This window comes from Candidatus Peribacteraceae bacterium (assembly GCA_041661065.1).
In the GTDB taxonomy this organism is placed as follows: domain Bacteria; phylum Patescibacteriota; class Gracilibacteria; order Peribacterales; family Peribacteraceae; genus CAIKAD01.
Window position 1 is genome coordinate 311495 of sequence record JBAZVD010000001.1, and the last position, 22743, is coordinate 334237.

General features: G+C 59.8%; 20 protein-coding genes and 2 tRNA genes. 8 read left to right on the forward strand and 14 right to left on the reverse strand.

Going from position 1 to position 22743, the window contains the following annotated elements:
• The first annotated feature begins 43 nt into the window (after nt 1-43).
• Complete coding sequence (locus WC698_01370; GenBank protein ID MFA6038898.1) at nt 44-553, forward strand: NUDIX domain-containing protein; 510 nt, start codon at nt 44-46, stop codon at nt 551-553.
• A gap of 224 nt (nt 554-777) precedes the next feature.
• Nucleotides 778-1881 (forward strand): DNA replication/repair protein RecF, encoded by a 1104-nt coding sequence (locus WC698_01375; GenBank protein ID MFA6038899.1) that lies wholly within the window; start codon nt 778-780, stop codon nt 1879-1881.
• Nucleotides 1882-1909: 28 nt separating this feature from the next.
• Here the strand turns inward: WC698_01375 and ruvC are convergent, their stop codons facing one another.
• Nucleotides 1910-2398 carry a crossover junction endodeoxyribonuclease RuvC gene (gene ruvC / locus WC698_01380; GenBank protein ID MFA6038900.1) on the reverse strand — a complete coding sequence of 163 codons (489 nt, stop codon included), beginning with the start codon at nt 2396-2398 and terminating at the stop codon, nt 1910-1912.
• 70 nt (nt 2399-2468) lie between these two features.
• On the opposite strand from ruvC, the gene WC698_01385 reads away from it, so the two are divergent.
• A complete protein-coding gene (locus WC698_01385) occupies nt 2469-4034 on the forward strand; it encodes a hypothetical protein (protein MFA6038901.1) in 1566 nt (521 codons plus the stop codon).
• 345 nt (nt 4035-4379) lie between these two features.
• On the opposite strand, the gene WC698_01390 is transcribed toward WC698_01385, so the two are convergent.
• The 3 genes from WC698_01390 to WC698_01400 form a co-directional block, all read right to left on the reverse strand.
• A tRNA-Ile gene (locus WC698_01390) sits at nt 4380-4455 on the reverse strand.
• Nucleotides 4456-5116: 661 nt separating this feature from the next.
• Complete coding sequence (locus WC698_01395; GenBank protein MFA6038902.1) at nt 5117-5704, reverse strand: hypothetical protein; 588 nt, start codon at nt 5702-5704, stop codon at nt 5117-5119.
• Nucleotides 5705-5801: 97 nt separating this feature from the next.
• Nucleotides 5802-6731: a ribose-phosphate pyrophosphokinase gene (locus WC698_01400; GenBank protein ID MFA6038903.1), complete on the reverse strand. Its 930-nt coding sequence runs from the start codon at nt 6729-6731 to the stop codon at nt 5802-5804.
• Between the two features lie 146 nt (nt 6732-6877).
• On the opposite strand from WC698_01400, the gene WC698_01405 reads away from it, so the two are divergent.
• Nucleotides 6878-7411, forward strand: a complete 534-nt coding sequence (locus tag WC698_01405; GenBank protein MFA6038904.1) for a PRC-barrel domain-containing protein — start codon at nt 6878-6880, stop codon at nt 7409-7411.
• Between the two features lie 73 nt (nt 7412-7484).
• Here the strand turns inward: WC698_01405 and WC698_01410 are convergent, their stop codons facing one another.
• Together WC698_01410 and WC698_01415 are read right to left on the reverse strand one after the other, a co-directional pair.
• Entirely contained in the window at nt 7485-7862 is a 378-nt protein-coding gene (locus tag WC698_01410; protein ID MFA6038905.1) for a hypothetical protein, read from the reverse strand.
• A gap of 122 nt (nt 7863-7984) precedes the next feature.
• On the reverse strand, nt 7985-8542 hold the full coding sequence (locus tag WC698_01415) for a hypothetical protein (GenBank protein MFA6038906.1): 558 nt from the start codon (nt 8540-8542) through the stop codon (nt 7985-7987).
• 160 nt (nt 8543-8702) lie between these two features.
• Here WC698_01415 and truB point away from each other — a divergent pair, with 160 nt between their 5' ends.
• Complete coding sequence (truB, locus tag WC698_01420) at nt 8703-9557, forward strand: tRNA pseudouridine(55) synthase TruB (protein ID MFA6038907.1); 855 nt, start codon at nt 8703-8705, stop codon at nt 9555-9557.
• Here the strand turns inward: truB and WC698_01425 are convergent.
• From WC698_01425 to WC698_01450, 6 genes are all read right to left on the reverse strand, one after another.
• A tRNA-Lys gene (locus WC698_01425) sits at nt 9558-9634 on the reverse strand.
• A gap of 69 nt (nt 9635-9703) precedes the next feature.
• Nucleotides 9704-10495 carry a hypothetical protein gene (locus WC698_01430; GenBank protein ID MFA6038908.1) on the reverse strand — a complete coding sequence of 264 codons (792 nt, stop codon included), beginning with the start codon at nt 10493-10495 and terminating at the stop codon, nt 9704-9706.
• Entirely contained in the window at nt 10492-10845 is a 354-nt protein-coding gene (locus tag WC698_01435) for a hypothetical protein (protein ID MFA6038909.1), read from the reverse strand. Before WC698_01435 ends, WC698_01430 begins: the two co-directional genes overlap by 4 nt.
• A gap of 82 nt (nt 10846-10927) precedes the next feature.
• Nucleotides 10928-12493, reverse strand: coding sequence for a hypothetical protein (locus tag WC698_01440; GenBank protein ID MFA6038910.1), 1566 nt, complete (start codon nt 12491-12493; stop codon nt 10928-10930).
• Nucleotides 12494-12497: 4 nt separating this feature from the next.
• A complete protein-coding gene (locus WC698_01445; GenBank protein ID MFA6038911.1) occupies nt 12498-12845 on the reverse strand; it encodes a hypothetical protein in 348 nt (115 codons plus the stop codon).
• Nucleotides 12846-12848: 3 nt separating this feature from the next.
• A complete protein-coding gene (locus WC698_01450) occupies nt 12849-13481 on the reverse strand; it encodes a hypothetical protein (GenBank protein ID MFA6038912.1) in 633 nt (210 codons plus the stop codon).
• A gap of 208 nt (nt 13482-13689) precedes the next feature.
• Between WC698_01450 and WC698_01455 the strand changes: the two genes are divergently transcribed.
• The 3 genes from WC698_01455 (at nt 13690) to ftsZ (ending at nt 17456) form a co-directional block, all read left to right on the forward strand.
• Nucleotides 13690-14637 (forward strand): 5'-3' exonuclease H3TH domain-containing protein, encoded by a 948-nt coding sequence (locus tag WC698_01455; protein ID MFA6038913.1) that lies wholly within the window; start codon nt 13690-13692, stop codon nt 14635-14637.
• Nucleotides 14638-14887: 250 nt separating this feature from the next.
• Nucleotides 14888-16123: a cell division protein FtsA gene (gene ftsA / locus WC698_01460; GenBank protein ID MFA6038914.1), complete on the forward strand. Its 1236-nt coding sequence runs from the start codon at nt 14888-14890 to the stop codon at nt 16121-16123.
• A 76-nt stretch (nt 16124-16199) separates the two neighbouring features.
• Nucleotides 16200-17456, forward strand: a complete 1257-nt coding sequence (gene ftsZ, locus WC698_01465; GenBank protein MFA6038915.1) for a cell division protein FtsZ — start codon at nt 16200-16202, stop codon at nt 17454-17456.
• Between the two features lie 171 nt (nt 17457-17627).
• Here the strand turns inward: ftsZ and dut are convergent, their stop codons facing one another.
• Together dut and WC698_01475 are read right to left on the reverse strand one after the other, a co-directional pair.
• Nucleotides 17628-18065, reverse strand: coding sequence for a dUTP diphosphatase (gene dut, locus WC698_01470; GenBank protein ID MFA6038916.1), 438 nt, complete (start codon nt 18063-18065; stop codon nt 17628-17630).
• Nucleotides 18066-18106: 41 nt separating this feature from the next.
• On the reverse strand, nt 18107-22741 hold the full coding sequence (locus WC698_01475) for a hypothetical protein (GenBank protein MFA6038917.1): 4635 nt from the start codon (nt 22739-22741) through the stop codon (nt 18107-18109).
• Between the last annotated feature and the right edge of the window lie 2 nt (nt 22742-22743).

A 22743-nucleotide genomic window follows, 5' to 3' on the forward strand; every position in this document is an offset into this window, starting at 1 on the left:
GTTCTCCCTACACCTCCGCACGCATCAGTCCTATAGTACTCTCATGGAAGAGAAGTACCGTTTGGCGGCGTCCGTGATGGTCCTCAAGCCCATGGAGGTCTGTACCCGGGAAGGGTGCAAGACCATCCATCAATTCCTTCTGCTCCATAAGCCGCGCAAGAACGATGCGTGGCAATTGCCGCAGGGGGGTGTGGAGCAGGGGGAGACCGAGCGGGAGGGGGCGTTGCGGGAACTGAAGGAAGAGGCCGGCATCAGCGACACCACCTTCCTCGCCTCCAGCCCGAAGGTCTACCAGTACGATTTCCCGCCGTCGTACCGCCATTTCCGTCCGGATAACATCTGCGGACAGAAGATCTCCTTCGTCTTCACGCTCGTGGAACCGGAGGCGCGCGTGGAGGTGGACGGCAAGGAAGTGGATGCGCACGCGTGGGTGGATCCCTCCCAATTGCAGTTGTACGTCCATCGGAAGGAGTACTTGGAGCTGCTGCAGGGGCTTTACGAAGAGGCGTTGAGGTTCGTGGAGGAAAAGCCATCCGTCCCTCTTCGTCCATGAGCGCTATTCTATGCGTTGTCCTGCTCTCCTTTCTTTTGTCAGGGCGACAAAAGAAAGGAGCAAAGAAAAGCGCTCCGCCGCCGAAGCTCCTCCTCCCGGCCCTGTGCCTCCTCGTCAGCCCCTGCAAGGTTTCGAGGCTGACTCGTCGGCCGGTATGTGGAAGCAGGGCCTTCCCCTTCACCCCCCGCGGCGGCGGAACCCCCCTTTTTCACCATTGATCTCCCATGCGTTTACTCTCGTTGTCCCTGCAGGATTTCCGAAACTACGCAACCGTGCAATTGGATGTTTCGGAGGGGCTGCTCCACCTCTTCGTGGGAAAGAATGCGAGCGGCAAGACGAACCTGCTGGATGCCGTGGCAATCCTCTCCCAAGGCGCGTCCGCGCTGGGTTTGCAGGAGGAAGACCTGGTGCGCCGGGGGCGGGAGTTCTACAGGGTGCGGGGGGAAGTGGCGGGTGATAACGGCGAGGGGGCGGCGTTGGAAGTGACGAGCCAGCTGGAACCGCGGCGGAAGAAAGCATGTTTCCGCAACGATGTGAAGACGGCTGCCGCCGATTTTGTGGGCTTGCTGCCCACCGTCCTGTTCCTGCCCCAGGACCTCGACCTCTTCACCGGCGCCCCCGCCGAGCGCCGGCGCTTCTTGGACAACCTGCTCTCGCAAGTCTCCCCCGCCTACTACCGCGCGCTGGGCAAGTACCAGCAACTCCTCAAACAACGGAACACCCTCCTCAAGCGCATCGCGAACCGCGAAGCCAAGGAGCGCGATCTGGAGCCCTGGGACGCGCAACTTGCGGAGGAGGGGAGTGTTGTCACCCTGGCGCGGCTGGAGCTCATCGAGACGTTCACGCTCACGTTGGGGGAGGAGCTGCGGGCGCTGGGGGAAGCGTGGGAGGCGGTGCGGCTCGAGTACCGCCGGAAGGGGAAGGAGCGCAGCCGCGAAGGATTGGCGCGGGAAATGGTCACGCTCCTGGAAGCCGCGCGGGAGCGGGATATCCTCCTCCAGTCCACATCCGTAGGACCCCACCGGGACGATTGGGGCATCCTCATCAACGGGCTTGCCATGGAACGTTTCGCCTCGCGAGGGCAACAGCGCGCAGCCGTGGTGGCACTGCTCTTTCTGGAGGCTTCCTACCTGGAACTCAAGCGGGGGGAGCGGCCGGTGATATTGCTCGATGACGTTTTTTCGGAACTCGATGACCTCCACCGGGAGCGCGTGGCGGCGGCGTTCCCGCAGAACCAGGTGTTCCTCACCTCCACACACCTCCCCCCCTCTCTCGTAAAAGGGGCGGTCCTGTGGTCCATTGAAGAGGGGACAGTGAGAAAGATGTGATACGAAACAATCCCGCTTGAAGTCATCTTTAGGAGAAAGCCAAGGAAGTATGTGTATGGAGCGCCCCGTACGCCGCCATCGCCAATGCGTCCGCCGCATCGTCACCGGGCCGTTCCGCAAGGTTCAGCATGCGCATCACCATATCCTGCACCTGCCTCTTATCCGCCTTCCCGTCCCCCGTAATGGCGGATTTCACCTGGAGGGGGGTCACTTCGAGCAGGGGGATTGCCGCCTGCCGGAGGGTGAGGAGGATCACGCCGCGCGCTTGCGCCACATCCATGGCGGTCTTCACGTTCGTCTCGAAGAAGAGCTTCTCCACCACGGCAAGGTCCGGCTGCCGTTCCCGCAGGTACTGCGTGAGGTCATGGTGGATTTCCGCAAGCCTGTCTCCCATGCCCAGCCCGGCCTTGGTACGCAGGAGCAACCACTCCTCCAGGCGGATGTCATGCGGAGAAGATGTTATCACAACACCTAAACCGATAGTGGCAAGGCCTGGATCGACACCGAGGACTCTCATGCACGGAGTGTATCAGCAGAGGGTGAATGCGTAGAATGAAAGCCTGTAAACTGCTATAATAGAAGGAAAAATGGGCTTCCTGAACTTCAAAAACACACAGCGGCACCGTCACCTCGTCGCGGCACCCCTCGTGCTCCTGGCGGCGCTGCTCACACTGGGCGTAGCGGATTCTTCGCTCTGGAAAGCGTCGGCCGTACCGGTGACAACCATCACCATCCCGTCCGGTACGGAGGTACGGCTGGGGGGGGGTCTGCGGGCGCTGGGGGGGGAGGAGGGCGCCACGATGGGGGGGGGGGTGAAAGAATACACACTCCTCCGCGGCAGCATGCTCTTGAAGAGCGAGGGTGTCGCACGCGTGCAAATGGACCGATGGGCCATCACGCTGTTGGATGGCACGGTGTTTGTGGAGCGCACGTCATCCCAGAAGCTCTCCATCGCGGCCATCACGGCGCATGCGCTCGTACAAGACGGCGAAGGGAGGGGATTGGTGGTTCCCGTCACCCGCCAGTGGAAGAGCACGGACCCGTTGGAGGCGGCTTCCCTGCAGGATGTTCCCGCTTCCTTCCTCCAGGAACAGAGGACACGGGCGCAGGGGATGAAGGAGGAGGCCTTGCCAAACATCGTCAAGGAGCCCCCTGCGCTCATGGGCGGCCCCTGGGTGTTCCCCTCCGCGGTGGAGCGTGCACAAGGACGCAACGAGGACGCGGTCTTCGGCTATATCCGTCACCTGTTGGCTACGCGGCAATGGTCCGTATTGCAGGGGTATCTCGCCCTCCCGGAGGTGACGGCATTCCTGGGGGAATCGCCGCTCACGCAAAGCCTCCTGCCCGCTCTCATCCTGCAATCAGAGGATACGCAACGCGCATCCCTGCTCCTCTTGCCGTTCGTCGCCGCGGATCCGGATGCGTTCGTGCTCCTCTCCGTCCATCCCGTCTTCCGGGACGCAGCCTGGTTGCTCCCCGCGCCTCCACCGGAAGGGGAGAGGATGCTGACGCTCCTTCGGAGCGTCCCTGCGGCAGATACCCTGGCGGAGGCCTTTTCTGAGGGCATACACCTACGCTGGCAAGAGGCCGTGCGCCATGCCCTCACACGCGCGGAGACGCCTGCGACGCTTGCGCAATCATTCCTGGAAGACGGCATCGCCACACTGGAGAGCCTTCTCGAACGCGGGTACGTGCACAGGCTCGTGCGGTATGCGGAAGAGTACCGGGAGCTGGCGGAACCCTATGCGGACAGTGCCGAAGAGGTACAAGCCGCTCTGCGGCGCATCCGTGCGCTGGAGGCGGGGGCGGAGGCTGCGGGTGGGAGCGCGGGGGCGGAAGAGGAGCGCGTGGCTGATGTTCCGGCTCCTGTTTCCCCAAATTCGCCCTCCGAAGATCCGCTCTACACGGAGGAGGAAATCCGTTCCCTCACCTACACGGCACTTCGCGACGCGGGGGCGCTCTTCATGGTCACCACCGAGATCCGTCCACTCACCACCGGCAAGGCGGCCGTGGAGGGAATCCTCTTCGGCAATGGCTCCTTCTCCTTCGAATTCGATCCCCTCACGCGTACGGTCAACAGGATCACCAAAGGGGAAACTGTGCTGCCCTTCTCCCTTTCCTTCGAGAAATTCGTGGCGTGGGCGAGGGAATGAAGAATGTAGAATGATGAATGGAAAATGCAGCGGGGTATCAATTTGATTCGAGAGTCGCCTTCCGGAAAAGTGCATCGCATACTTCTTCCGTTACGTCCAAAATCCGTAGCAAAGGGTCATCCTCTCCGATCGTGAGCAGGCCTCGCGCCCCCTTGCGTATGGATTGCTTTATTAATTCCCGCCCCTCTTCACCTGCGTTGTATCCCTCTATCACATTCGTAACGCAATCGTGCTCAAAGCCCGCCAGTGGCCTGCCCAATTGTTCTTCTACAGCCGATACAACTCGGTTGTTATGAAGATGTATCATGCTTTGACAGTAAGATTCTCCTGTATTTGTGTCAATGATGGTGGGCGATGATGGATTTGAACCATCGACCTCGACATTATCAGTGTCGCGCTCTAACCCCTGAGCTAATCGCCCTGATAGAAACGATCCGTATCCTCGGCTGGCAGCAGTAATGCCTGGTCGTGCCCTCAGTACCCCGAAGCGGGAGCAACTTTAACGAACACGGAAAGACCCACTGCTCAGACCCAAAAAGCCTACGGGGAGCGGCCTTGTGAGTCAATAACAGGCGGATCTTCGATGGTTTGACAGTCTCTATTTCTCCGCCTTCTATTCCCATCGCCCACCAACCGTTTCTTTCAGTCATAGGGGTGAATGGATACTGTTGGTTGTAAGGGGGAATGAAGATATGGAAGCAATAGAAATACATTGAGTTTATGCCTTTCCGAGCGCAAATTGACAAAAACATACAACACGATAAAGTATAAAAGTGTTTCAGGAATCTACGTTGTTCTTTCTTGTACGAGGAGGTCCGCCATGAATTCGTGTGTCCTCGATTGCCATCCCAATCAATTGCAGACTGCGTTATCTACATGGTTAACAGAGCATCCGAAGGTCACTATCGTTCATGCTCAGCAAACTGTGTATAACTGCAAGGGGATCGAAAGAGTCCTCTTCACCATTATTTACACATAGAGCCTGCATAAACCTGAAGCCTGCCGCAGCTCACGCTGCGGCATTTTCTTTGATCACAAAAAAGCGGGGAACGTTCCCCGCTTGCAAGATCTCCAAGAGACGATTATTGGGAGCTTACGGATGAACTGCTGGAGGAGGAGCTCACACTGCTGCTCACGGAAGAACCGGAGCTGGCGGAACTCACGCTGCTCGAGGAGGAGCTGCCGGAGCTGGGTTGGAGCTTTTGCCATTTCTGTTCCAGTTTGATGCTCCTCGCTTTGGCCTGCTCTTCCAGATGGCGCTTCTGATTCTCGTATTTCTGGTTCACATGTTCCAGCTTCTTCTCGAATACCTGCGTGTTGGTCACCTTCTTCACTTCCAACTTCTTCAGTGCGGCGGCCTTGCGGGCTTCGATCTTCTGCTTTGCCTGCTCCCTCTTCCATTCCAGGAGGAGTTTCTTCTGTTTTGCGAGGCAGACCTTCTTGGCACCGGCACCCTTCACCACGGCGCATGCTTGCAACTTGGGTCTGACGATGCGCGAGGAGACGGAGGATGCAGAAGATGCAGAGGATGCAGAGGAGACAGACGAGGAGCTGCTTGTCACCGAGCTGGAGCTGCTCGATGAGGAGGAAGAGGACTCTTCCGCCAGGGCGGTGGATGCTACGGAGCCGGCAAGCACCAACACGGTGAACAGGGAAACGAATGTCTTCATACGGAGAGGTGGGAAGGTACGTATGTATGGTACGCAAGCTCGCCAGGAATCCAATTGCGGTGCACCCCCGGTCACCTTCTCGTATATCCTTGCCCTGTCATCTCTTGTAGATGGCGGTGACGCTCTGTCCACTTTCAACGTGTTGTATCACCCAGGCGAGCAGGGGGGCGATGGGGAGGATGCGCAAGCCCGGGAAGGCTTTGGGATCCAGCGGCATGCTGTCCGTGACCACCGTTTCCGTAAAGGCGGCTTGACGCAGGCGTTCCACCGCGGGACCGGACAATACGGCGTGGGTGGCGGCTGCGTACATCTCTTCCCGCGCCCCATTCTCCCTGAGCAGTTTCTTGGCGGAGACCAAGGTGCCTGCCGTATCGATCAAATCGTCGTACAGGATGCACGTCTTGTCCTTGATATCCCCCACGATCTCGTGGATTTCCGCAGTCTGGTGCGCGGGACGGGTCTTGTGGAGGATGGCCAGTTCCGCCCCCAGGGTATCCGCGAACTTCTTGGCGCGCTTGGCGCCTCCCACGTCCGGCGCCACCACCACGGGATCCGGAAGATTCTTTTCCTTGAAGTACTTGGTGAAGATGGGGCGGGAGGAGAGGGCGTCCGCGGGCACGGAGAAGAAGCCCTGGATCTGGTCGCTGTGGAGTTCCAGGGTCATCACGTGGTCCGCGCCCGCTTCCTCCAGCAGGTGCGCGATGAGCTTGGCGGAGATGGGTTCCCGAGGTTCCGTCACGCGGTCTTGGCGCGCGTACGGGAAGTGGGGGAGAACCACGTGCACGGTGTGCGCGAAGCTGAGCTTGGCGGCCTGGCACATGAGCAGCAGTTCCATGATGTCCTCATTGGGGCGGTGCGTGGCCGTCTGCAGCAGGTACACGTCCTGTCCGCGGACGGATTCCTCGAACTTGACGTAGTTCTCGCCGCAGCTGAACTTCTTGAGCGCGATCTTCCCGAGCGGGATGCCCAATTCCCGGGCGAGGGCGTTGGCGAGGGCCGGGTGTGAGGATCCGCTGAAGAGGTGCATGGTTGTGGAAGGAGTGACGAATGGGATCGTACCATAGGAGCCCTCTCCCCGCCCTCTCCCATTGGGAGAGGGGGACGAGGAAACTGTGAACTGCCTTGGGGATGCATACGGGGGAGTATCCTGTAGGATATTGGTACCTTTGTTCTATGCACGCACGGTTCTCCACCACGCTCCATCTGCCGGTCGTCGACGACGACGTGGTGGAGGAATTGGGGCGCATCAACGGCGTGCTCATCCATCCGGATACGGGAAAGGTGGAGGGGTTCTTCCTGCGCACACACGGCTTCTTCCGCCGCCAGAACTTGTTCCTGGCGACGGAGGACATTCAGCGGTGGGGGTTACGCATCACGGTGCGGGGACCGGAAGTTCTTGCGCCCGTGGAGGAGCGCGTGCGGTTGCAGACGCTCCTGGAGGAAGGGCGCTACGTTCTGGGACAGCGTGTGGTGACGGAAACGGGCCGCACGCTGGGACGGTGTGCCGACGTGCAGTTTGAGACGGAGTTCTTCATGGTGGAGTGGCTCTTGATCCGCAAGTTCTGGCGCTGGCGCACCTCTCTCCCGCTCTCCCAGATCCTCGAAGTGCGCAAGGATGCCGTGGTGGTCCGCGATCCCCTCAGCCCCGTCCCCGAGAAAGCGAAAGAAGAGAAATCACCCATGCTGCAGGTGCCGGAGGCCGCCTAGCCTCACCCGGCACCTTTTCTTCAAAAATAAAAGCGCGCCTTCCGGCGCGCTCTGAAAACCGAAGCGAGGAAGATCATGTGCCGAAGATGCCCGGCACCGTACCCATGATGAAGCCGACGATGATGCGAGCGAGCAAAATGACGATGAGGCCCACCACCACGTAGAGGATGGACTTCTTGGCCTTCTCCTTCGCTTCATCCTCCCCCTGCGAAACGATGAGGCGGATGCCGGCAATGATGATGAAGGCGATGGCGACGAGCGCGACGAGGTCGAGGACGAAGACGATGATGCTCAAGATGGCATCAATGAGGTCATCCTTGCCGCCTTCACCGCCGGAGGGCAAGCCGGGGATCTCGGGGATTTCTATCTGCGCGTGGCTGATGGACGGGGAGAGCAAGGTTGCCGCTGATGACAGGGCTGCCCACAGGCGAAGAGAGACTCTGTTGAACATGAGGGAGGGTGGAAATTACGGTTATTCTTGCTTGCTCTTCAGCTATCTGCAATGTGGAGCGCAGTGTTTGACCTTGACGGAAACCGCGTATCTTTCTGCTTTGCTTGCTCCGGGGGAAAACCCTACGTGTTGCTCGCAAACCCCGCGCCCACCAGCACTATGGCCGGCGCGGCGAAGAGCAGGTCTTGATTGAAGATCATGAGTTGCATGAGCATGCTCTGCCGGATGATGGGGGAGAGGGAGGCGAGGTTGGGGAGGGAGGCGTCCAGGAGGGGGAGGCCGCTGGCGTACGTGAGGAGGGTGGAGAGGAGCAAACCCGCCGTGGCCACGCCGCACAGCACCGTGATGACGATATTCACGATCATCGTCTCCCGTGCATACACCACCGTGAATCCCGCCTTGATGGTGAGCAGGATCATGATGACGATGAAGAGGATGAGCTTGGTGATGGAGAGGAGGGGAATGCCTTCCCCCAGCCCGAAGAGGCTGTTCTGGGTGAGGCCCGCCTCCGCGCCCACGCGCTGGATCACGTTGCCGATGCCCTGCACGGCCAGGATGGCGATGTACGTGGAGATGATCACCTTCACCGATTCCCTCTTTCCGATGATGAACGTGTAGGTCACGACGATGGCGAAGAACACGATGATGAAGAGGTCCCAACTCATCTGGAGGTTCGCCATGGGAGGGATCATACCGTGTTGCATCCCATCTTCAGCTATGAGGTATTGTTTCATTGTTGAATTGTTGCATTGTTCGCAAGCGAGACTTGCACCGATGGGAGCAATGGAACAATGGAACAATGGAACAATGGAACAATGATGTCTACAATGGCCACCACTCATGCGACACGGGTTTCTCCTCATCGATAAACCGGCGGGCATCACCAGCCACGATGCCGTGGCCATGGTCCGCAGGACGCTGCCGGAGACCCATGCGGGCCACCTGGGCACGCTGGACCCCGCGGCGACGGGTCTCCTGGTGATGGGCGTGGGACGCAAGGCGCTCAAGGTGATCGAACTGTTCAACGGGCTTTCCAAGGAGTACGAGGCGGGCGTCCGCTTCGGCGCGGTGAGTACCACGTACGACGGGGAGGGGGTGATAGAGGAAGTGAAGCCGCCGGGGGGATGGACGGTTCCCCAGCAGGTGATTCTGCAGCGCACCATCGCCGACCGCTTCATAGGGAAGATCGACCAAGTACCCCCCTCCTACTCCGCCATCAAGGTGGGCGGGGAGCGCGCGTACCGTAAGGCGCGGCAGGGGAGGAGCGTGGAGCTGGCCGCGCGACAGGTGGAAATCATCTCTTGCACCATCCTCTCCTATGCCTATCCGGACCTGGTGCTGGATGTCACCTGCGGCTCGGGCACCTACATCCGCTCCCTCGCCCACGACCTCGGCCGCCTCCTCCGTTGCGGCGGGTACTTGAAGAGTCTGCGGCGGACAAAGGTCGGCCGCTGGTCCGTTACCGATGCCGTGCCTCCCGATAAGGCTGCCTGGGCGCGCGTGATACCCCTCAAGGAGGTCCTCAGGGGCTTCCCCCGCCGGGAACTTACTTCCCAAGAGTTCAAAGCGTTGGGCTATGGCCAGGACATCGCGGGTACAACAGCCCCGGGTACCATCGCATGGCACGAGGAACTCCCCGTCGCCCTCTTGGAGCAGAAGGGGGAGGGGGTAATCCACGCGAGGAAGATGTTGTGATGGTGGGTCAGGTGGGATTTGAACCCACGGCCAATTGCTTAAGAGGCAACTGCTCTACCGGACTGAGCTACTGACCCGTTACGGGTACGGTACCAAAACAGACCGCTGTTGACAACGATCCTTAGGGGGGAAGACCGGGCTTACGATCACTCAGAACCCCTCTCCAGCTTGGCGCGGAGGGCTTCCTCGAATTGCTTGCGGTGTTCCCTGTGGCCAACAATTTCCTGCTCCCGCTTGGCGAAATCCTGTTCCAGTGAGGCGATCTGCGCCGCCGTACCGTCATCGCCCTTGCCGTCGTTGACCTGCGCTTGCAGCTTATCGTGCAATTCCTGCGCCTCCTCATTCTGCTTCACGAGCGGGTAGATGACGCCCGTGAACGCATGGATGGCATCCAGGAGTTCCTGTTCGCTCATGCCTCCCGTGTCTCCGGGGAGGGGGGGCGGGGCTGCGCGTTCCTCTTCCGTCGTCTGCGCTTCCGGGGCTTCACCTGCCGCCGGTTCCGTAACCGTCACAGGGGCGTCCGCAGGCGTTTCGGGGGGAGGGGAATCTGCCTCCGGGGGCGTTTCCTCTTTCGCCGTCTCTTCCGGGGCGGCCTCCTGCTCCTCTTCCTCCGGCGTGAGTTCCTGCGCCGCGGGCGCTTGCTCGTCACCCAAAAGCTTCCCACCCTCTTCGGCCGGCACCAGGGCATCGTAGATTCCCTGCACCTTCTGGAGGTCATTCAAGTCCGCCTTCTTCCCCAACGCCTGCAGCGGTGTGAGCACGAAACGTTCCGAAAAATGGTGCGCCGCGCCAGCCCGGTTCTGCGCATTGCGCAATTCCGGGGAAAGAGAAAGGATCTCCTCGCTCTCCGAAAGGGAAGGCCCCGGCTGCGGTACTTCCTTCTGCATCTGGAGGAGCCGGTGCTCACCTGCGCCGTTGCTGAAGGGCAGGAATCTCATTCGGCGGGGAATGCGGGGAGCGGGGAAAAATCGGAGAGCAGCGATGCTTCGTCATCCTTCTTGGACTTCTTACTCACGGCGTGGGTGCGGCACTGCTGCACGGCTTCCCGCAGCTCCTTGGTGAGCGCCGCAAACGCACGGTCATACTTGGCGAAGGCCGCCAGGTACCGCTTCCGGCGCTCGGCGTTCTGCTCCGGCGTCTCGTCCTTGTACGTGTTCTCGAGCGTGGGGATGGTCGCTGTCACCAGATCTGGCTCAATCTGCGCCATGAGCGCGTCGTAGATCCGACGTCCCGAGGGGATGCGCAACGGCAGCGCTTTGGAGGAGGGTTTCTGAGGGTTCAGAGCCATCCAGACATTATAGCACAACGAAGAGTATTTGTCTTGTGGAAGCGGATATCTTTAAATAGGCCCTTCGCTCCTTTCCGTCCGTTCAGGAAGTCTTTTTCATCATCTGTGACATCATCCGTGGGAGGACGATGGCATTATTCACGTTGTTGGCAACGGTCCGCAATTCCTTATCCGTCGGAAGGGTGGCGATCATGGTTTGGGAGACGGGGTCCGCCCTAAAGCCTTGCGTGTCCAGGATCTTTAAGAGATTGACGATTTCCGCGTCTGGCACCCCGCCCCTGTTCCTCAATTGGTTCAACTGGACAATCATGGTGTACTCGCCGTTGTCTTCCCGCGTAACGGCGATGGAATTACGAACGTAGACGGCATTGTTCTTATCATGCGGAAGCATGACGAAGGCGTTTTGAAGTTCCGTCCACACCTGGTTCTCCACGGTGGCGGTTTCCCGCGTCGCGGGTTGCTGGGGCGTTTCCACCGTCATGGACGGTGCCGGAGCCTCCGCAGGCGCGGCGACGGGTGTGGCGGTCGGTTGTGCGGAGGGCGCCGCTTCCGGTTGTGTGGGTTGGGGAGCCGGTTCCACCGCCGCAGCGGGGGGGGCCGCGGGGGCAGGCGCCGCAGCTTCCGCAGGAGCGGTAGCTGCCGGAGCGGGGGCGGGAGACGCCGTAGCACGGGGAGAAAGGAGCTTCTGGATCGCAGCCTTCTTCTCTTCAGCGGTTGCAAGTCCCAGCCAGTCGATTCCGAGTTCCTGTTTCATCTGTGACTGTAGGCCTTCCATGCGGTCCCCCGCGGGAAGAGGAATGTAGGGAAGCTGGAGGAATACATCGAATTCCTCTGCGGTCATTTGGGGAATGAGCGAGGACACGTTCTTCAGTTCTTCAGGGGTCAACGCTTGATGCTCCAATATCTTCCGGGAGGCTTCCGGCAAGCGTTGGAACAGACGAAGGGTGGGCAGCTGTTCCTGCGGATTGGTGGTGAGAATTTTCTCACGCGCCAGCTGCTGCAGTTCCGGCGACGCGAGCTTGTCGATTTCGGTTGTCACCTCAGCGGGGAGTTCGTCCGGCTTGGTGATCCCCTTGATGCGGTCCATGATGTCCCGGAAGATGGCGCCGAGGTAACTGAAGGTGCCCATGAGGCGGTTGAGGGACCGCTCCCATCCGGGGCTCTCGAGGCCGTACGCCTTGAGGTTGGGGTACTCCACCGCACCCTTCTCATTCGTCTGCGATTCGAGAACCTTGTCCCCGGCGCTCACATCCACCCCCACGCCTTGCAGGCGTGCGAGGAGCTTCGCCTTTTCCACGGCGGAGGCTTTCTTTGGGTCAAAGCCTTCGGGAATCAGTTTCTGCGCCTTCTCCAATATGTCGTTGTTCTCTTGCTGCGTCAGCGGTTCCGGCTCGAACATGCGGTCGGTGGCGTTCGTCAACTTATCCAACACCGAAGCGGACTCGAGCTTTTTCGTTGCCCTGTCCACGCCGTCCTGGGCCTGGGCGGTGCGATCCCCTGCGGCGCGTTCAAGATCCTGCTGCGTCTCCACTGTGGCTTCGGGTGTCGGCGTATCCATCACGTCCGTCAGTTCCGGCGTCGCCTGGGGGGCGTTCTGGAAGAGGAGACGGTGCTCACGGATGCCGGCGGGGGAGGGGAAGCGGAACATGGGATCATGCAGTGCCGATCTGGGATTCCAGTTTGGAAATCGCGTCGTCATCCTCCCCTTGCGCCTTCATCTCCGCCGTCTGCAACGATTGCCTGTGTATGCTCGTCACGGTCGCTTGCAGCTCCGCGGACCAGGCGCGGAACGCCTCGTCGTACAGCTTGTAGGCCCGGCTGTAGCGCGCGAAACGCTCCTTCCTCTGCGCCTCCGATACCCCGCGGTATTTTTCCTCCAAACCGGGGATGGCGGCGGTGAGGAGGTCGGGCTCGATCTGTCCCATGAGCGCGTCGTACACGTCCGTTCCGGTGGGGATCGGGAAGGTGACGCCGCCGACGGTGATAGTTTTGCCGGACATGGGTCAGGAAGTACGACGTTCCTTCTTCATCACCGTTTCCATGCAGTGGCGCTGTATGGTGCGCCAGTCGAAGGGGAATTTGTGCGTCTCTGCGGCGCGGACGAATGCGGCGAAAATGCCCCACCGGTCACTCCTCTCGAAGAGGAAGCCGTTGCCCGTCTCCTGAACGGGGTCGTAGTCCTCCAGGAGATCGGTCCCGGCGGGGGCAATGGGGACCACGCCGTACTGCAGGCTGTTCGCCACTGCCTCCATGCCGGATGCGTCCTTGAGAAAGAGGGCCATGTCCGATGCCGCGAGCATCTGGTGCACCTCCTTCTCATCGTCCGTCACAATGTGCACGCGGTGGTTCTGGTCTGCGGCGAGCTTGGTGAAGAGCGCCCCGTACTTCTCCGATCCCTTCCCCAGAATCAGGATTTCCATGGGTAGTGTGAGCAGGCCGGGAAGCGTTTCCATGAGGATGTCTCCGCCCAATTTGTCCGTCATCCCCGCAGGGAGACACACCATGGGGCGGCGCGGCTCAGCCGGCCAACCCAGTTCCCGCTGGAGCGCGGTCTTGTTCTGCAGCTTGAGATCGAGGGTCCCAATGCTGAATTTCCGCGCGATGAGGGAGTCGTAGGAGGGAAGGAAGGGGTGCATGGAGATTTCTAGATATTATAGCGCAAAAGTGGGTTTTTGTGGAGCCGTCGGGACTTGACGTAGGTATGAGAAAGTATGAAATGTTACATTTTCTTTCCATCCCCGGCACCCTCTCAATACACCATACGTAATACGTCATACACACTACGAAATACGCATACGCAATGTTGGTTCCCTCGATCTCTTTTCCGTGGCAGTCTGTGCTTCGATGAAGCACCTCGTCCTCATCGACGGTCATCACCTGATGTACAGGGCGTACTACGCCATTCCCCGAACGCTCTGCACGTCCAAAGGGGAGCAGACCAATGCCATGTATGGGGTGGCTTCCATGCTCCTGGCCATCCTCACCATCGAGAAGCCGGATGCGCTGGTCTTCTGTTTCGATGCGGGGGAAGAGACATTCCGTCACCAAGAGAACGCCACATACAAGGAAGGGAGGGCGGAAACGCCGGACGATTTCTACCTCCAGATCCCGCGCATCATGCAGATGGTGGAGGCCTTCGGGTTCAAGCATGTGTCCGATGCCAAGTACGAGGCGGATGACTTCTTATGCGCGTATGCCACGGCCGCCGCGGAAGGGTGGAAGGTGACCATTGTCACGGGGGACCGGGATGCCTTCCAATTGGCCACCGAGAACGTCCGCGTCGCCATTCCCCACAAGGGATACCAGCAGACGGAGTACCTGGGGCCGCAGGAGATCCTAAACAAATACGGCGTGCGGCCGGACCAGATCGCTTCCTATAAAGGCCTGGTGGGGGACGCGTCCGACAACCTTCCCGGGGTCACGGGGATAGGGCCCAAGGGGGCGGCGGCGCTCCTGCAGCAGTACGGGACGCTCCGGGGCGTGTACGAGCACCTGGCCGATATAAAGGAGGGCGTGAGGGCCAAGCTGGAGCGGGACCGCGAACAGGCGTTCTTCTGCGAGCACATGGCCACTCTCGTTTGCGACATGCCCCTCCCGCACTCACTGGACGATGTGACGCTACGGAACATGCCCGTGGAAGCTGTACACAACTTTTTCCGCGACGTGGAGTTCGCGGCCCTGGGAAAGAGGTTTGATACGCTCCTCAGGAGCCCCTATGGCCGGCAACATTGGAACGTACCGATGGTGGAGAAGAAGGTGGAACAGGTGGAGAAACAGATGTCGATGTTCTAAGAAACTCGAGAAAAAATGTTCACAATTCGTATTCACCTCTAAAACAGGGGTATATTCATTGAGTAACTTTTGTGGTTCATCCCTGTGTGTACACAAAATACCTGGGTAGAAAATGTGATCAGGTAGCGGATTTCTGAACACGAAAGATATTCATAGGCCTCTTGCGTGGCTCATCCAAGCCCCGTTAGACTTCCTTCCGTTTTCTTTTGCGACTTCGCCCTCTTCCGCCGGTCGTTTACCCCCTGCTTGTATGTCAAAGGAACGCGTCCTAGCGAGTCTCGACATAGGGAGCGCTAAGATCCGCACCGTCATCGCCGTCGTGGACGGCGCCGACGCCGACCATCGCATTCCCAATGTGATCGGCGTGGGCCTTTCCCCGTCCCTGGGCATGCGCAAGGGGCACGTGATCGATGTGGAGGAACTCATCCACAACATCATCTCCTCCTTGGAGGACGCGGAGCGCATGGCCGGCGTCCCCGTGAACCACGTGTGCGTGGGCATGAGCGGCTCCCACATCGAGAGCTTCGACAGCAGGGGAGTGATCGCCATCTCCGGGTCGGAGATCACCGTGGAGGATATCGCGCGCGTGTTGGACGCGGCGCAGGCCATCTCCATCCCCGCCAACCGCCGCATCCTGCACATCGAGCCCAAGGCGTACGCCGTGGATGAGCAGCGCGCCATCAAGAACCCCCTGGGCATGACGGGGATCCGCTTGGAGGTGGAAGCGCACATCGTCACGGGCCACGTGCAGCACGTGAAGAACATCGAGAAGTGCATCGACCAGGCGGGCGTGGATATCGACGCCCTCGTCCCCTCCACCATCGCCGCCGCGGAAGCCACGCTCACCAAGCGCCAGAAGGAACTGGGCGTGCTGGTGATAGACGTGGGTGCGGGGTGCACCAGCGTGGCCATCTTCGAAGAGGGGACCATCCTCCACTCCTGCTCCCTGCCCGTGGGGGGCGAGAGCGTGACGAGCGACATCGCGATCGGGCTGCGCACCTCCATTGATACGGCGGAGAAGATCAAAATCGAGTTCGGTTCCGTGCTCCCCGGCGAAATGAGCGAACGCGAGATGATCGACCTTTCCACTGTTTCCAAGGTGGATACGCAGACGGTGAGCAAGAAGTACATGGCCGAGATCATGCAGGCCCGCTATTACGAGATCTTCACCCTCATCAAGAACGAGCTCCAGCGCATCGGCCGCAGCGGCATGCTGCCCGCGGGCGCCCTGCTCACGGGAGGGGCGGTCAAGGCTCCGGGCGTGCTGGACCTCGCCCGCGACGTGCTGGGATTGCCCGTGCAAATGGGTTTTCCGGTGGATATCGGCGGCGTGATCGAAAAGGTGGATGACCCCGCTTATGCCACCGCTCTGGGCACACTGGTGTGGGGCATGCGCGAGGAGGAACACCTGGGCAGCCGCAATCCCTTCCAGATGAAACGTGCCGTCAAACAAGTGAGTTCCTGGCTCAAATCGCTCTTTCCCTGAATAGTTTCCTACGACGCCCCGGCGGGGCGTCCCTACACCGGTTTCCTTCCTCCTGTACCTTCATTCCCTCCCTCCCATGTCCGACACGTTCCGTTCCATCTTCGGCCCCCGGCCACAGGCGACACCCCCCACCGTCAGCGGTAGCGGAAGCGCCGGCAGTTCCGCGCAAGATGACACCAGCGCGCGTGAAGTGCGCCCCGATGCCCTTCCCGGAGCGGTGATCCGCGTCCTGGGTGCGGGAGGGTCCGGCGGCAACGCCGTTTCCCGCATGATCCACGAGAAAGTGCAGGGTGTGGAATTCATCGCGGTGAACACCGACGTACAAGCCCTGTACCATAATCCAGCCGACCGCAAGATCACCATCGGGCGGGGGACCACCAAGGGGCTCGGCGCCGGCGCCAACCCGGACATCGGCAAGAAAGCCGCCGAGGAGAGCCTGGAGGAGATCAAGGACGCGCTGGAGGGCACGGACATGCTCTTCATCACCTCGGGGCTGGGCGGAGGCACGGGGAGCGGCAGCACGCCCATCATCGCCGAGGCAGCCCGCAGCATGGGCATCCTAACGGTCGCCGTGGTCACCAAACCCTTCAGTTTCGAGGGGTTCAAGCGCAAGAAGCAAGCGGAGGAGGCTCTGGACCTGCTCAAGGGCAAGGTGGATACCCTCATCACCATCCCCAACGACAAAATCCTTTCCCTCATCGATAAAACCACGCCCCTCGTGGAGGCGTTCCAGGTGGTGGACGAGGTGCTCAAGCACGCCATTGAGGGCATATCCAGCATCATTACGGTGCACGGCCTCGTGAACGTGGACTTCGCGGACGTGAAGGCCATCATGCAAGACGCCGGTACGGCACTCATGGGCATCGGTTATGGCACGGGAGACAGCCGCGCCGCGGAGGCCGCGCGCGCCGCCATCGACAGCCCCTTGCTGGAAACCAGCATCCACGGCGCCATGGGCATCCTCTTCAACATCACGGGCGGCACTGACCTGAGCATGTTCGAGGTGGACGAGGCCGCGCGCATCATCACCGAAGCGTCCGCTCCCGAGGCGAACATCATCTTCGGTGCGGTGATCGACGAGCAGTTTACGGGCCAGGTGAAAGTGACGGTGGTGGCCACGGGCTTCAGCGAGAAGGAGAACATCATCACGCCCGCGGCGGCCAACCCCGCGCAGCGGCTCATGAAGGCGACGTTCTCGCGCCCCGCCACGACAAACGAGCGCGACCTGCGTTCTCCTCCCATGATGGACCCCAACGTGAAGTCCGCTTCTCCGCATCTGAATGAGGAAGAACTGGAAGTCCCGGCGTTCATGAGGAAGCCGCTCAGCAAGTAATTGTTTGTTGTCTCCCTCTCCCCTAGCCCCTCCCCCAAAGGGGGAGGGGGATGTTTGTGTTTGTTTCTTCGGCATATGTCCTCGAAGGAATAACAACTACAGAACATAAACATACCCCTCTCCCTCCGGGAGAGGGGTCAGGGGAGAGGGAGAGGAACACACACAACAAACCTACACATGCGTCCCCGTCGACCCGAATCCCCCCCGGGTCTCCGCACCGTGGCCATCGACTTCTTCCCAAACAGCCTTCTCCACTTTGACGAACAATCCCTGCGCTATCCGTTCGCCCCGCTCCACAGTGACAGGCTTATCCGTCACGTTCTGCACCTGCACGAAGATCTCGTCCTTTGGGCCGTGGTAGTCGCAATCAATCACCCCCAGGCTGTGGGGGCAGATAAGGCCCTTTTTGCGGGGGAGGGAGGAGCGGGGGAGGACGAGGAGGGCGTAGCCCTCCGGCACCTTGATGATCACGTTCCCCGGGACCAATCCCATTTTCCCCGCCTCAATCACCGTCGTCTCCCGCGTGAGAAGGTCAAAGCCCACGGCGCCGGGGGTGTGGTACGTAGGTAAGGGGAGGGTGGGGTCGACACGCTGAATGGAGACGCGCATGGAAAAAGCATACCGTGTCTCCTCCGCACGAGCGAGGGTCATCAGTGGGTGGCTTGGGAGCCGGGAACAGGCTCAGGAAGGGGGGTGTTGGGGATGCCGACATCCCGTGCCATTTCGCGTTCACTGCTTACCTCCAGAACTTTTTTGTACGTTAGTTTCTCGCTTCCCCCCTCGTTGAGGAAGTTATCCGATTGTGCAGCAAGCACCTGTTTGAATATTTCTGGGTTTTCCAGGATGACACGTTCCAGTTGCCGCACGAACACGATGAACGTGTTTTCTTTGCAAACTTTTTCCACGACCTCCTGTTCATTTCTCTTAAACTTTCCCGTTTCGAGCGAGAGCATTGCATTCTTTTGCACTTTGACTTTATTCCAATCAATCTTATCCATGAGCCCCGCGTTGTCCAGTGCTTGGAGGAACTCAATCATCTTGTTCCGGTAATCTCTCGTTACTGTGCCGCCGATTCCCGATGGGGAGGGAGTAGTGAATTGATATTCACTGAGGGAGGGGGGGGAGCCGCGCTCGGGGGAGCCATTCAACGTGAGGATGTTATCCATAAAGATATAGGCTCCCAGGTTTTGTGCGAGCATGCGCGCGTCCGCACCGGTGAAACGGTCGTTCCCCTTACCCTCCTGCTCCATCCTGGCGAGCATGCCGAAGATCTTGAATTTGGAATTGAACCCCACGTAGGCGTTCTTCCAGCCTTCCGGCGTCACCTTCTGGCGTTCACCGGAGATGACCTTGGCCATGTTGCTCATTTCCTTGTAGTCCATTTGTGTGACCAGGAAGGGGATATCCTCGTGGTCAATGCCTTCGGCGGAACGCGCGGAGCCTTTGCTCAAACGTGCGCGGACCGATTCCTCACGGGACACTTCAAAGTGAAGCCACAAGGTGGTTTTGATGCCGGGCTTATACGGCGCATCGGGATTGTCAGACGTTCCCTTTTCCCGAAGTTTTTTTGCTATGCGGCCGATCTCCGGGAGCGTGTTGTTCTTCTGGTAAAAATAATCAATGAAAGGGAACGTATTGATGATGCCGCCATGCTGGCCCGCCAGAGCGCGCAGGCGTTCGATGGAGAGGATTCCTTCAGAGACGCCCTGTACGAGGTAGTACATCTTCTGTTCCATGCTCATCTTCCCGTTCTTGATGCAGTATTCGAGGAGCTGTTCATACAGGTGCGGCTTTACGTCTTCCGGGAAAGGGGGATGTTTGGGGTCGGCTTTCCACAGAATGTACAGCTTCAGCTGCTTCTCCAGGTTTCCTGCCAATCCGTTTTGGACGTTGCTGAACTGGTCCACGATGGGGATGTACTTCTTCTTGTGAGATTCCGTGTTGGAGTCGTTGGCATTGCGCCAGTTGTAGTAGAGCTCTTTGTCGTTCCAGATCTTGGATATCATGCGGCGCAACCACACGTCGCGAAGGATGTCGTCCCGCGAACACGCCTCTTTGAGCATCTCGTATCCGGAGAACTTCATGAGTGTTCTCCAAGCGTTTTCGTCATCCCAATTCATTTCCCCGCGTTCGGTGAGCAGCTCAAAGATCCCCTTTGCCTGGTCCTTGTTCTGGGTGCTGCCGAGGATATCGAGGAGCCGGTGGCTGTCCTCGTTCTTCAGTGCGTCCTTCCATTTGCCCACCGATTCCACTTCCGCACCGGAGTAGCGGCGGATGTGATACCCCTTGAGGCGTTCCAGATAGCGAGGCCCCACGATGGGGATGCCTTTCATGTGGTAGGTGGCTTCGTGCACTAGGTTGCCGAAATCCTGCAGGAGGCGCTGCTGGTTGCGGCCCCAGATGGTCTTCACATCTTCAACCGAATCCTTCCAGAATTTGTGGAGATCGAGGAGACTCATGAAGCGTATGCGGCCCCAGAAACCCGCATGTTTCTTGGGGGATGCCATGGACGATTTCTCCAGCATTTCGCTGTCCGCAGCCTTGACCTGTTTAATGACACTATCAACCTCATCCTTGAACGCATGCAATGCCCTGATGAAACGCTCATCCTTCTCCGGTTCGGGAATAGCGGGGTTCTTTCCGAGCAGCGTGATGCGGGCTTGTTCGTAGAGTTCTCTGAATTCCCGATGACGTTGCTGCAGGATGGGAACGATATCCGCGAAATCCGGATTTGTACCGTACGCATTGATGAAGGAACCGATCACCTGCAACATGCGCTCGATATCTACGAGCATCTGCTTCAGGTTGGGAGGTTCGGAATCCCTGGCGCTCTCGAATGTCTGTTCGATGTCCGTCTGCTCCACCTCCTCACCGTCTACCTCATCCACACCCACACCGGAAGCGCCCTGGAACATTTTCAGTTCCAGACCGCCTTCGATGTTCATGGGGGTGGGGAGCGTTCCCGGCTCCAATTCACTCTCGATCATTTGGAATGCCTCACGCTCAATGCGTTCCTCTTCAAGTGCTTTGGCGCCAAGGGGGTGGCGGTCTTGCGCCCACAGGGCGTATCGCGTGAGCAGTTCGTCCATCAATGCGTCTTGACGCAGTTTCTTGGCATACCGGGCGGCCGCGCGTTCATCGTTGGGGAAACTGCGTCCCGCTGCGGTTCGGATTGTCTCTTCCTGCTGTGCGATACCGTAGTGCTGCGCCAGGCGTTCCAGGAGTTCCGTAAATGACTTTTGTTTACGTGCAGCGCTCTGCTCCAATTTGCCGTAGGCATCGGCGAGGAGGAAGGGGAACACTTGGGCGCGGCGCGTGAGAATATCCACAATCGCATGTGCGCTCTCGTGCCGCCATACGTGCTTGCGCTCCGTCTCCATGATGCCCTTGCGGACGTACACCGTCCCGTGGGAGCGGTCGTAGTAACCGTTTCCCCACTCCGCGGGGAATCCGCTCGCTTCCACCATCTTCTCTTCCGACACTTCCCGCAGCATTTGCTTGGCCTGTTCCAATCGCACCAGCTCCCGTTCCGCGCGGCGGATGTATTCCCGGGGGTTCCCTTCCGCGCCGCTCGCGGCACCCAGCAGATGGCTTTCTGTTTCCGTTTTCTTGCAGGCAAGGAGTTCGGGGAGGTTCAATGCATCGCTGATGGGATGGTCTTTAACGGCGGAGAGGAGCTCCGGAATGACGGCCTCCAAGCGCCTGCGCATGCCGCGTTGGATTTCGGCGACTTGCTCTCCCGTGTACGGCGCCTTTTGCTGCGATTCCATGGACGCCCTGCGCTCTTCTTCCATGGAAGAAGCGAGCGTTTGGTCCCTCTGTTCCAGGGTAGTGAGCAGGGTAGTGACCAGGTGTCCGCGTTCAAGGTAGAGGCGTTCCACTTTCCAGTGTTCCGCATGGGAATCGCGTAGGCGGATGAGGGCGTCCTTCTCGCCCTTCGTCTCCGCATAGGGGCGGAGAAGGCCGCGGATGGCCTGAAGGTCTTCCATGCCGTCCTCCCCCAGGAATTGCACTGCAAAACGTTCCAGATCTTCCCGTTCCCGCCCTTGCAGGCTCAAGAGCGCGTCAATCTTGGATCCCGTCCGGTGCGCCCACGTCAGTTCGGGCGTTTCCGCCGGGTGTTCCGCGGTTGTTTCCGCAGAGTGCTGCTTCTTGCGGGGGGGGACGGCTTGTTCCTTCTCCCACAAGCGGAACTTCTGCAGCGCGCTCGGCACGGTGATGCCGAGGAACTCCTCCGTTTCTGTTACGGCGGGAAGGTTCCGTATGTCGTCGATCTCCACGGCCCGCCTGGCGAATTCGTCCAGTATGGTGATGCCGGATGTGCCGTACTTCTCGCGGGCGCGGCGTTCCGCCTCTTTGCCCATCTCTTCACCCGTCCGCTCGTTCTCCGAAAGGCCGAGTGTTTCCACGAATCCCTCCCACTCCTTGTCCAGTTGCAGTGCGGCGTCTTCCGCCTTTGTGACCAATTGGCCACGCAGGTGCTCCTGGAGCGTATCCAAGCTCTCCGTGAGTATCCCGTAGTAACGCGTATGCCAGGGGCCTTCCTCTTCCTGTTCCGGGCGCCCGCGCAGTTCGTACGTCTTCCGCTTGTAGTGTTCGTCCAGAGCCTCGATGACCATATGCACCAATTGTTCACGGTCTTTCCGCTGCGCACGCGGGGCGTCGGGAGGGAGGGGAGTGAGCCCAAGCTTCTCCTCCACCAGGGCTCGGTCCACGGTCATGCCTTCCACTGCCTGTGCAAATCGCTCGATGGGAAGGGTGCCCTGCGGGATTTGGAATACGCGCTTCATGCGGTCTTCCACTAGATGGACGTGCTCATCGTAGCGTTCGATCTTCTTCTGCACGGCTTGCGCGAGGTCGAGCGTCGTCTCCGGCGCGCCGAGGAGTTCCCGCACCAGGTCCTGGCGATCCGTGGCCGTCCAGGTTTCCGGTGTGTTGGGTGTTTGCGATTGCAGCAGGGTGCCGCGGCGCTCCGCCAGGCCGATCATCTTGCGTTCAAGATCCGCGTTCGATTCCATTGCGAGCGTGGCCAGCAGGGGGCCGTTCTCGAGGATGGCTTTCTCCATGCCCAGCGAAAGCTGGGGGACGGCGACTTGGCTGCGCAGGCGCATGGAAGCCGCTATCTCCTCAATCTTCCTGCTCCCATCATCCCCGTTCTTGGGAAGCAATCCTTGCCTCTCCAGGTCCTTCCTCTTGCGTTCGTCATCCGCAAACCGCAGCTCCCGCTTCTCCCGCTCGGGGGAGCCGAAGACCTGCGTGCCGACGATGGTGACGTAGCGCGTCATCG

Coding starts and splice junctions, on each gene's coding strand:
- WC698_01430 (MFA6038908.1), bottom strand. CDS start 10,495: ATGAGATTCCTGCCCTTCAGCAACGGCGCAGGTGAGCACCGGCTCCTC.
- WC698_01445 (MFA6038911.1), bottom strand. CDS start 12,845: ATGTCCGGCAAAACTATCACCGTCGGCGGCGTCACCTTCCCGATCCCC.
- truB (MFA6038907.1), top strand. CDS start 8,703: ATGCGACACGGGTTTCTCCTCATCGATAAACCGGCGGGCATCACCAGC.
- WC698_01415 (MFA6038906.1), bottom strand. CDS start 8,542: ATGGCGAACCTCCAGATGAGTTGGGACCTCTTCATCATCGTGTTCTTC.
- WC698_01475 (MFA6038917.1), bottom strand. CDS start 22,741: ATGACGCGCTACGTCACCATCGTCGGCACGCAGGTCTTCGGCTCCCCC.
- WC698_01395 (MFA6038902.1), bottom strand. CDS start 5,704: ATGAAGACATTCGTTTCCCTGTTCACCGTGTTGGTGCTTGCCGGCTCC.
- WC698_01455 (MFA6038913.1), top strand. CDS start 13,690: ATGAAGCACCTCGTCCTCATCGACGGTCATCACCTGATGTACAGGGCG.
- ftsA (MFA6038914.1), top strand. CDS start 14,888: ATGTCAAAGGAACGCGTCCTAGCGAGTCTCGACATAGGGAGCGCTAAG.
- WC698_01375 (MFA6038899.1), top strand. CDS start 778: ATGCGTTTACTCTCGTTGTCCCTGCAGGATTTCCGAAACTACGCAACC.
- ftsZ (MFA6038915.1), top strand. CDS start 16,200: ATGTCCGACACGTTCCGTTCCATCTTCGGCCCCCGGCCACAGGCGACA.
- dut (MFA6038916.1), bottom strand. CDS start 18,065: ATGCGCGTCTCCATTCAGCGTGTCGACCCCACCCTCCCCTTACCTACG.
- WC698_01400 (MFA6038903.1), bottom strand. CDS start 6,731: ATGCACCTCTTCAGCGGATCCTCACACCCGGCCCTCGCCAACGCCCTC.
- WC698_01410 (MFA6038905.1), bottom strand. CDS start 7,862: ATGTTCAACAGAGTCTCTCTTCGCCTGTGGGCAGCCCTGTCATCAGCG.
- WC698_01435 (MFA6038909.1), bottom strand. CDS start 10,845: ATGGCTCTGAACCCTCAGAAACCCTCCTCCAAAGCGCTGCCGTTGCGC.
- WC698_01405 (MFA6038904.1), top strand. CDS start 6,878: ATGCACGCACGGTTCTCCACCACGCTCCATCTGCCGGTCGTCGACGAC.
- ruvC (MFA6038900.1), bottom strand. CDS start 2,398: ATGAGAGTCCTCGGTGTCGATCCAGGCCTTGCCACTATCGGTTTAGGT.
- WC698_01385 (MFA6038901.1), top strand. CDS start 2,469: ATGGGCTTCCTGAACTTCAAAAACACACAGCGGCACCGTCACCTCGTC.
- WC698_01440 (MFA6038910.1), bottom strand. CDS start 12,493: ATGTTCCGCTTCCCCTCCCCCGCCGGCATCCGTGAGCACCGTCTCCTC.
- WC698_01450 (MFA6038912.1), bottom strand. CDS start 13,481: ATGCACCCCTTCCTTCCCTCCTACGACTCCCTCATCGCGCGGAAATTC.
- WC698_01370 (MFA6038898.1), top strand. CDS start 44: ATGGAAGAGAAGTACCGTTTGGCGGCGTCCGTGATGGTCCTCAAGCCC.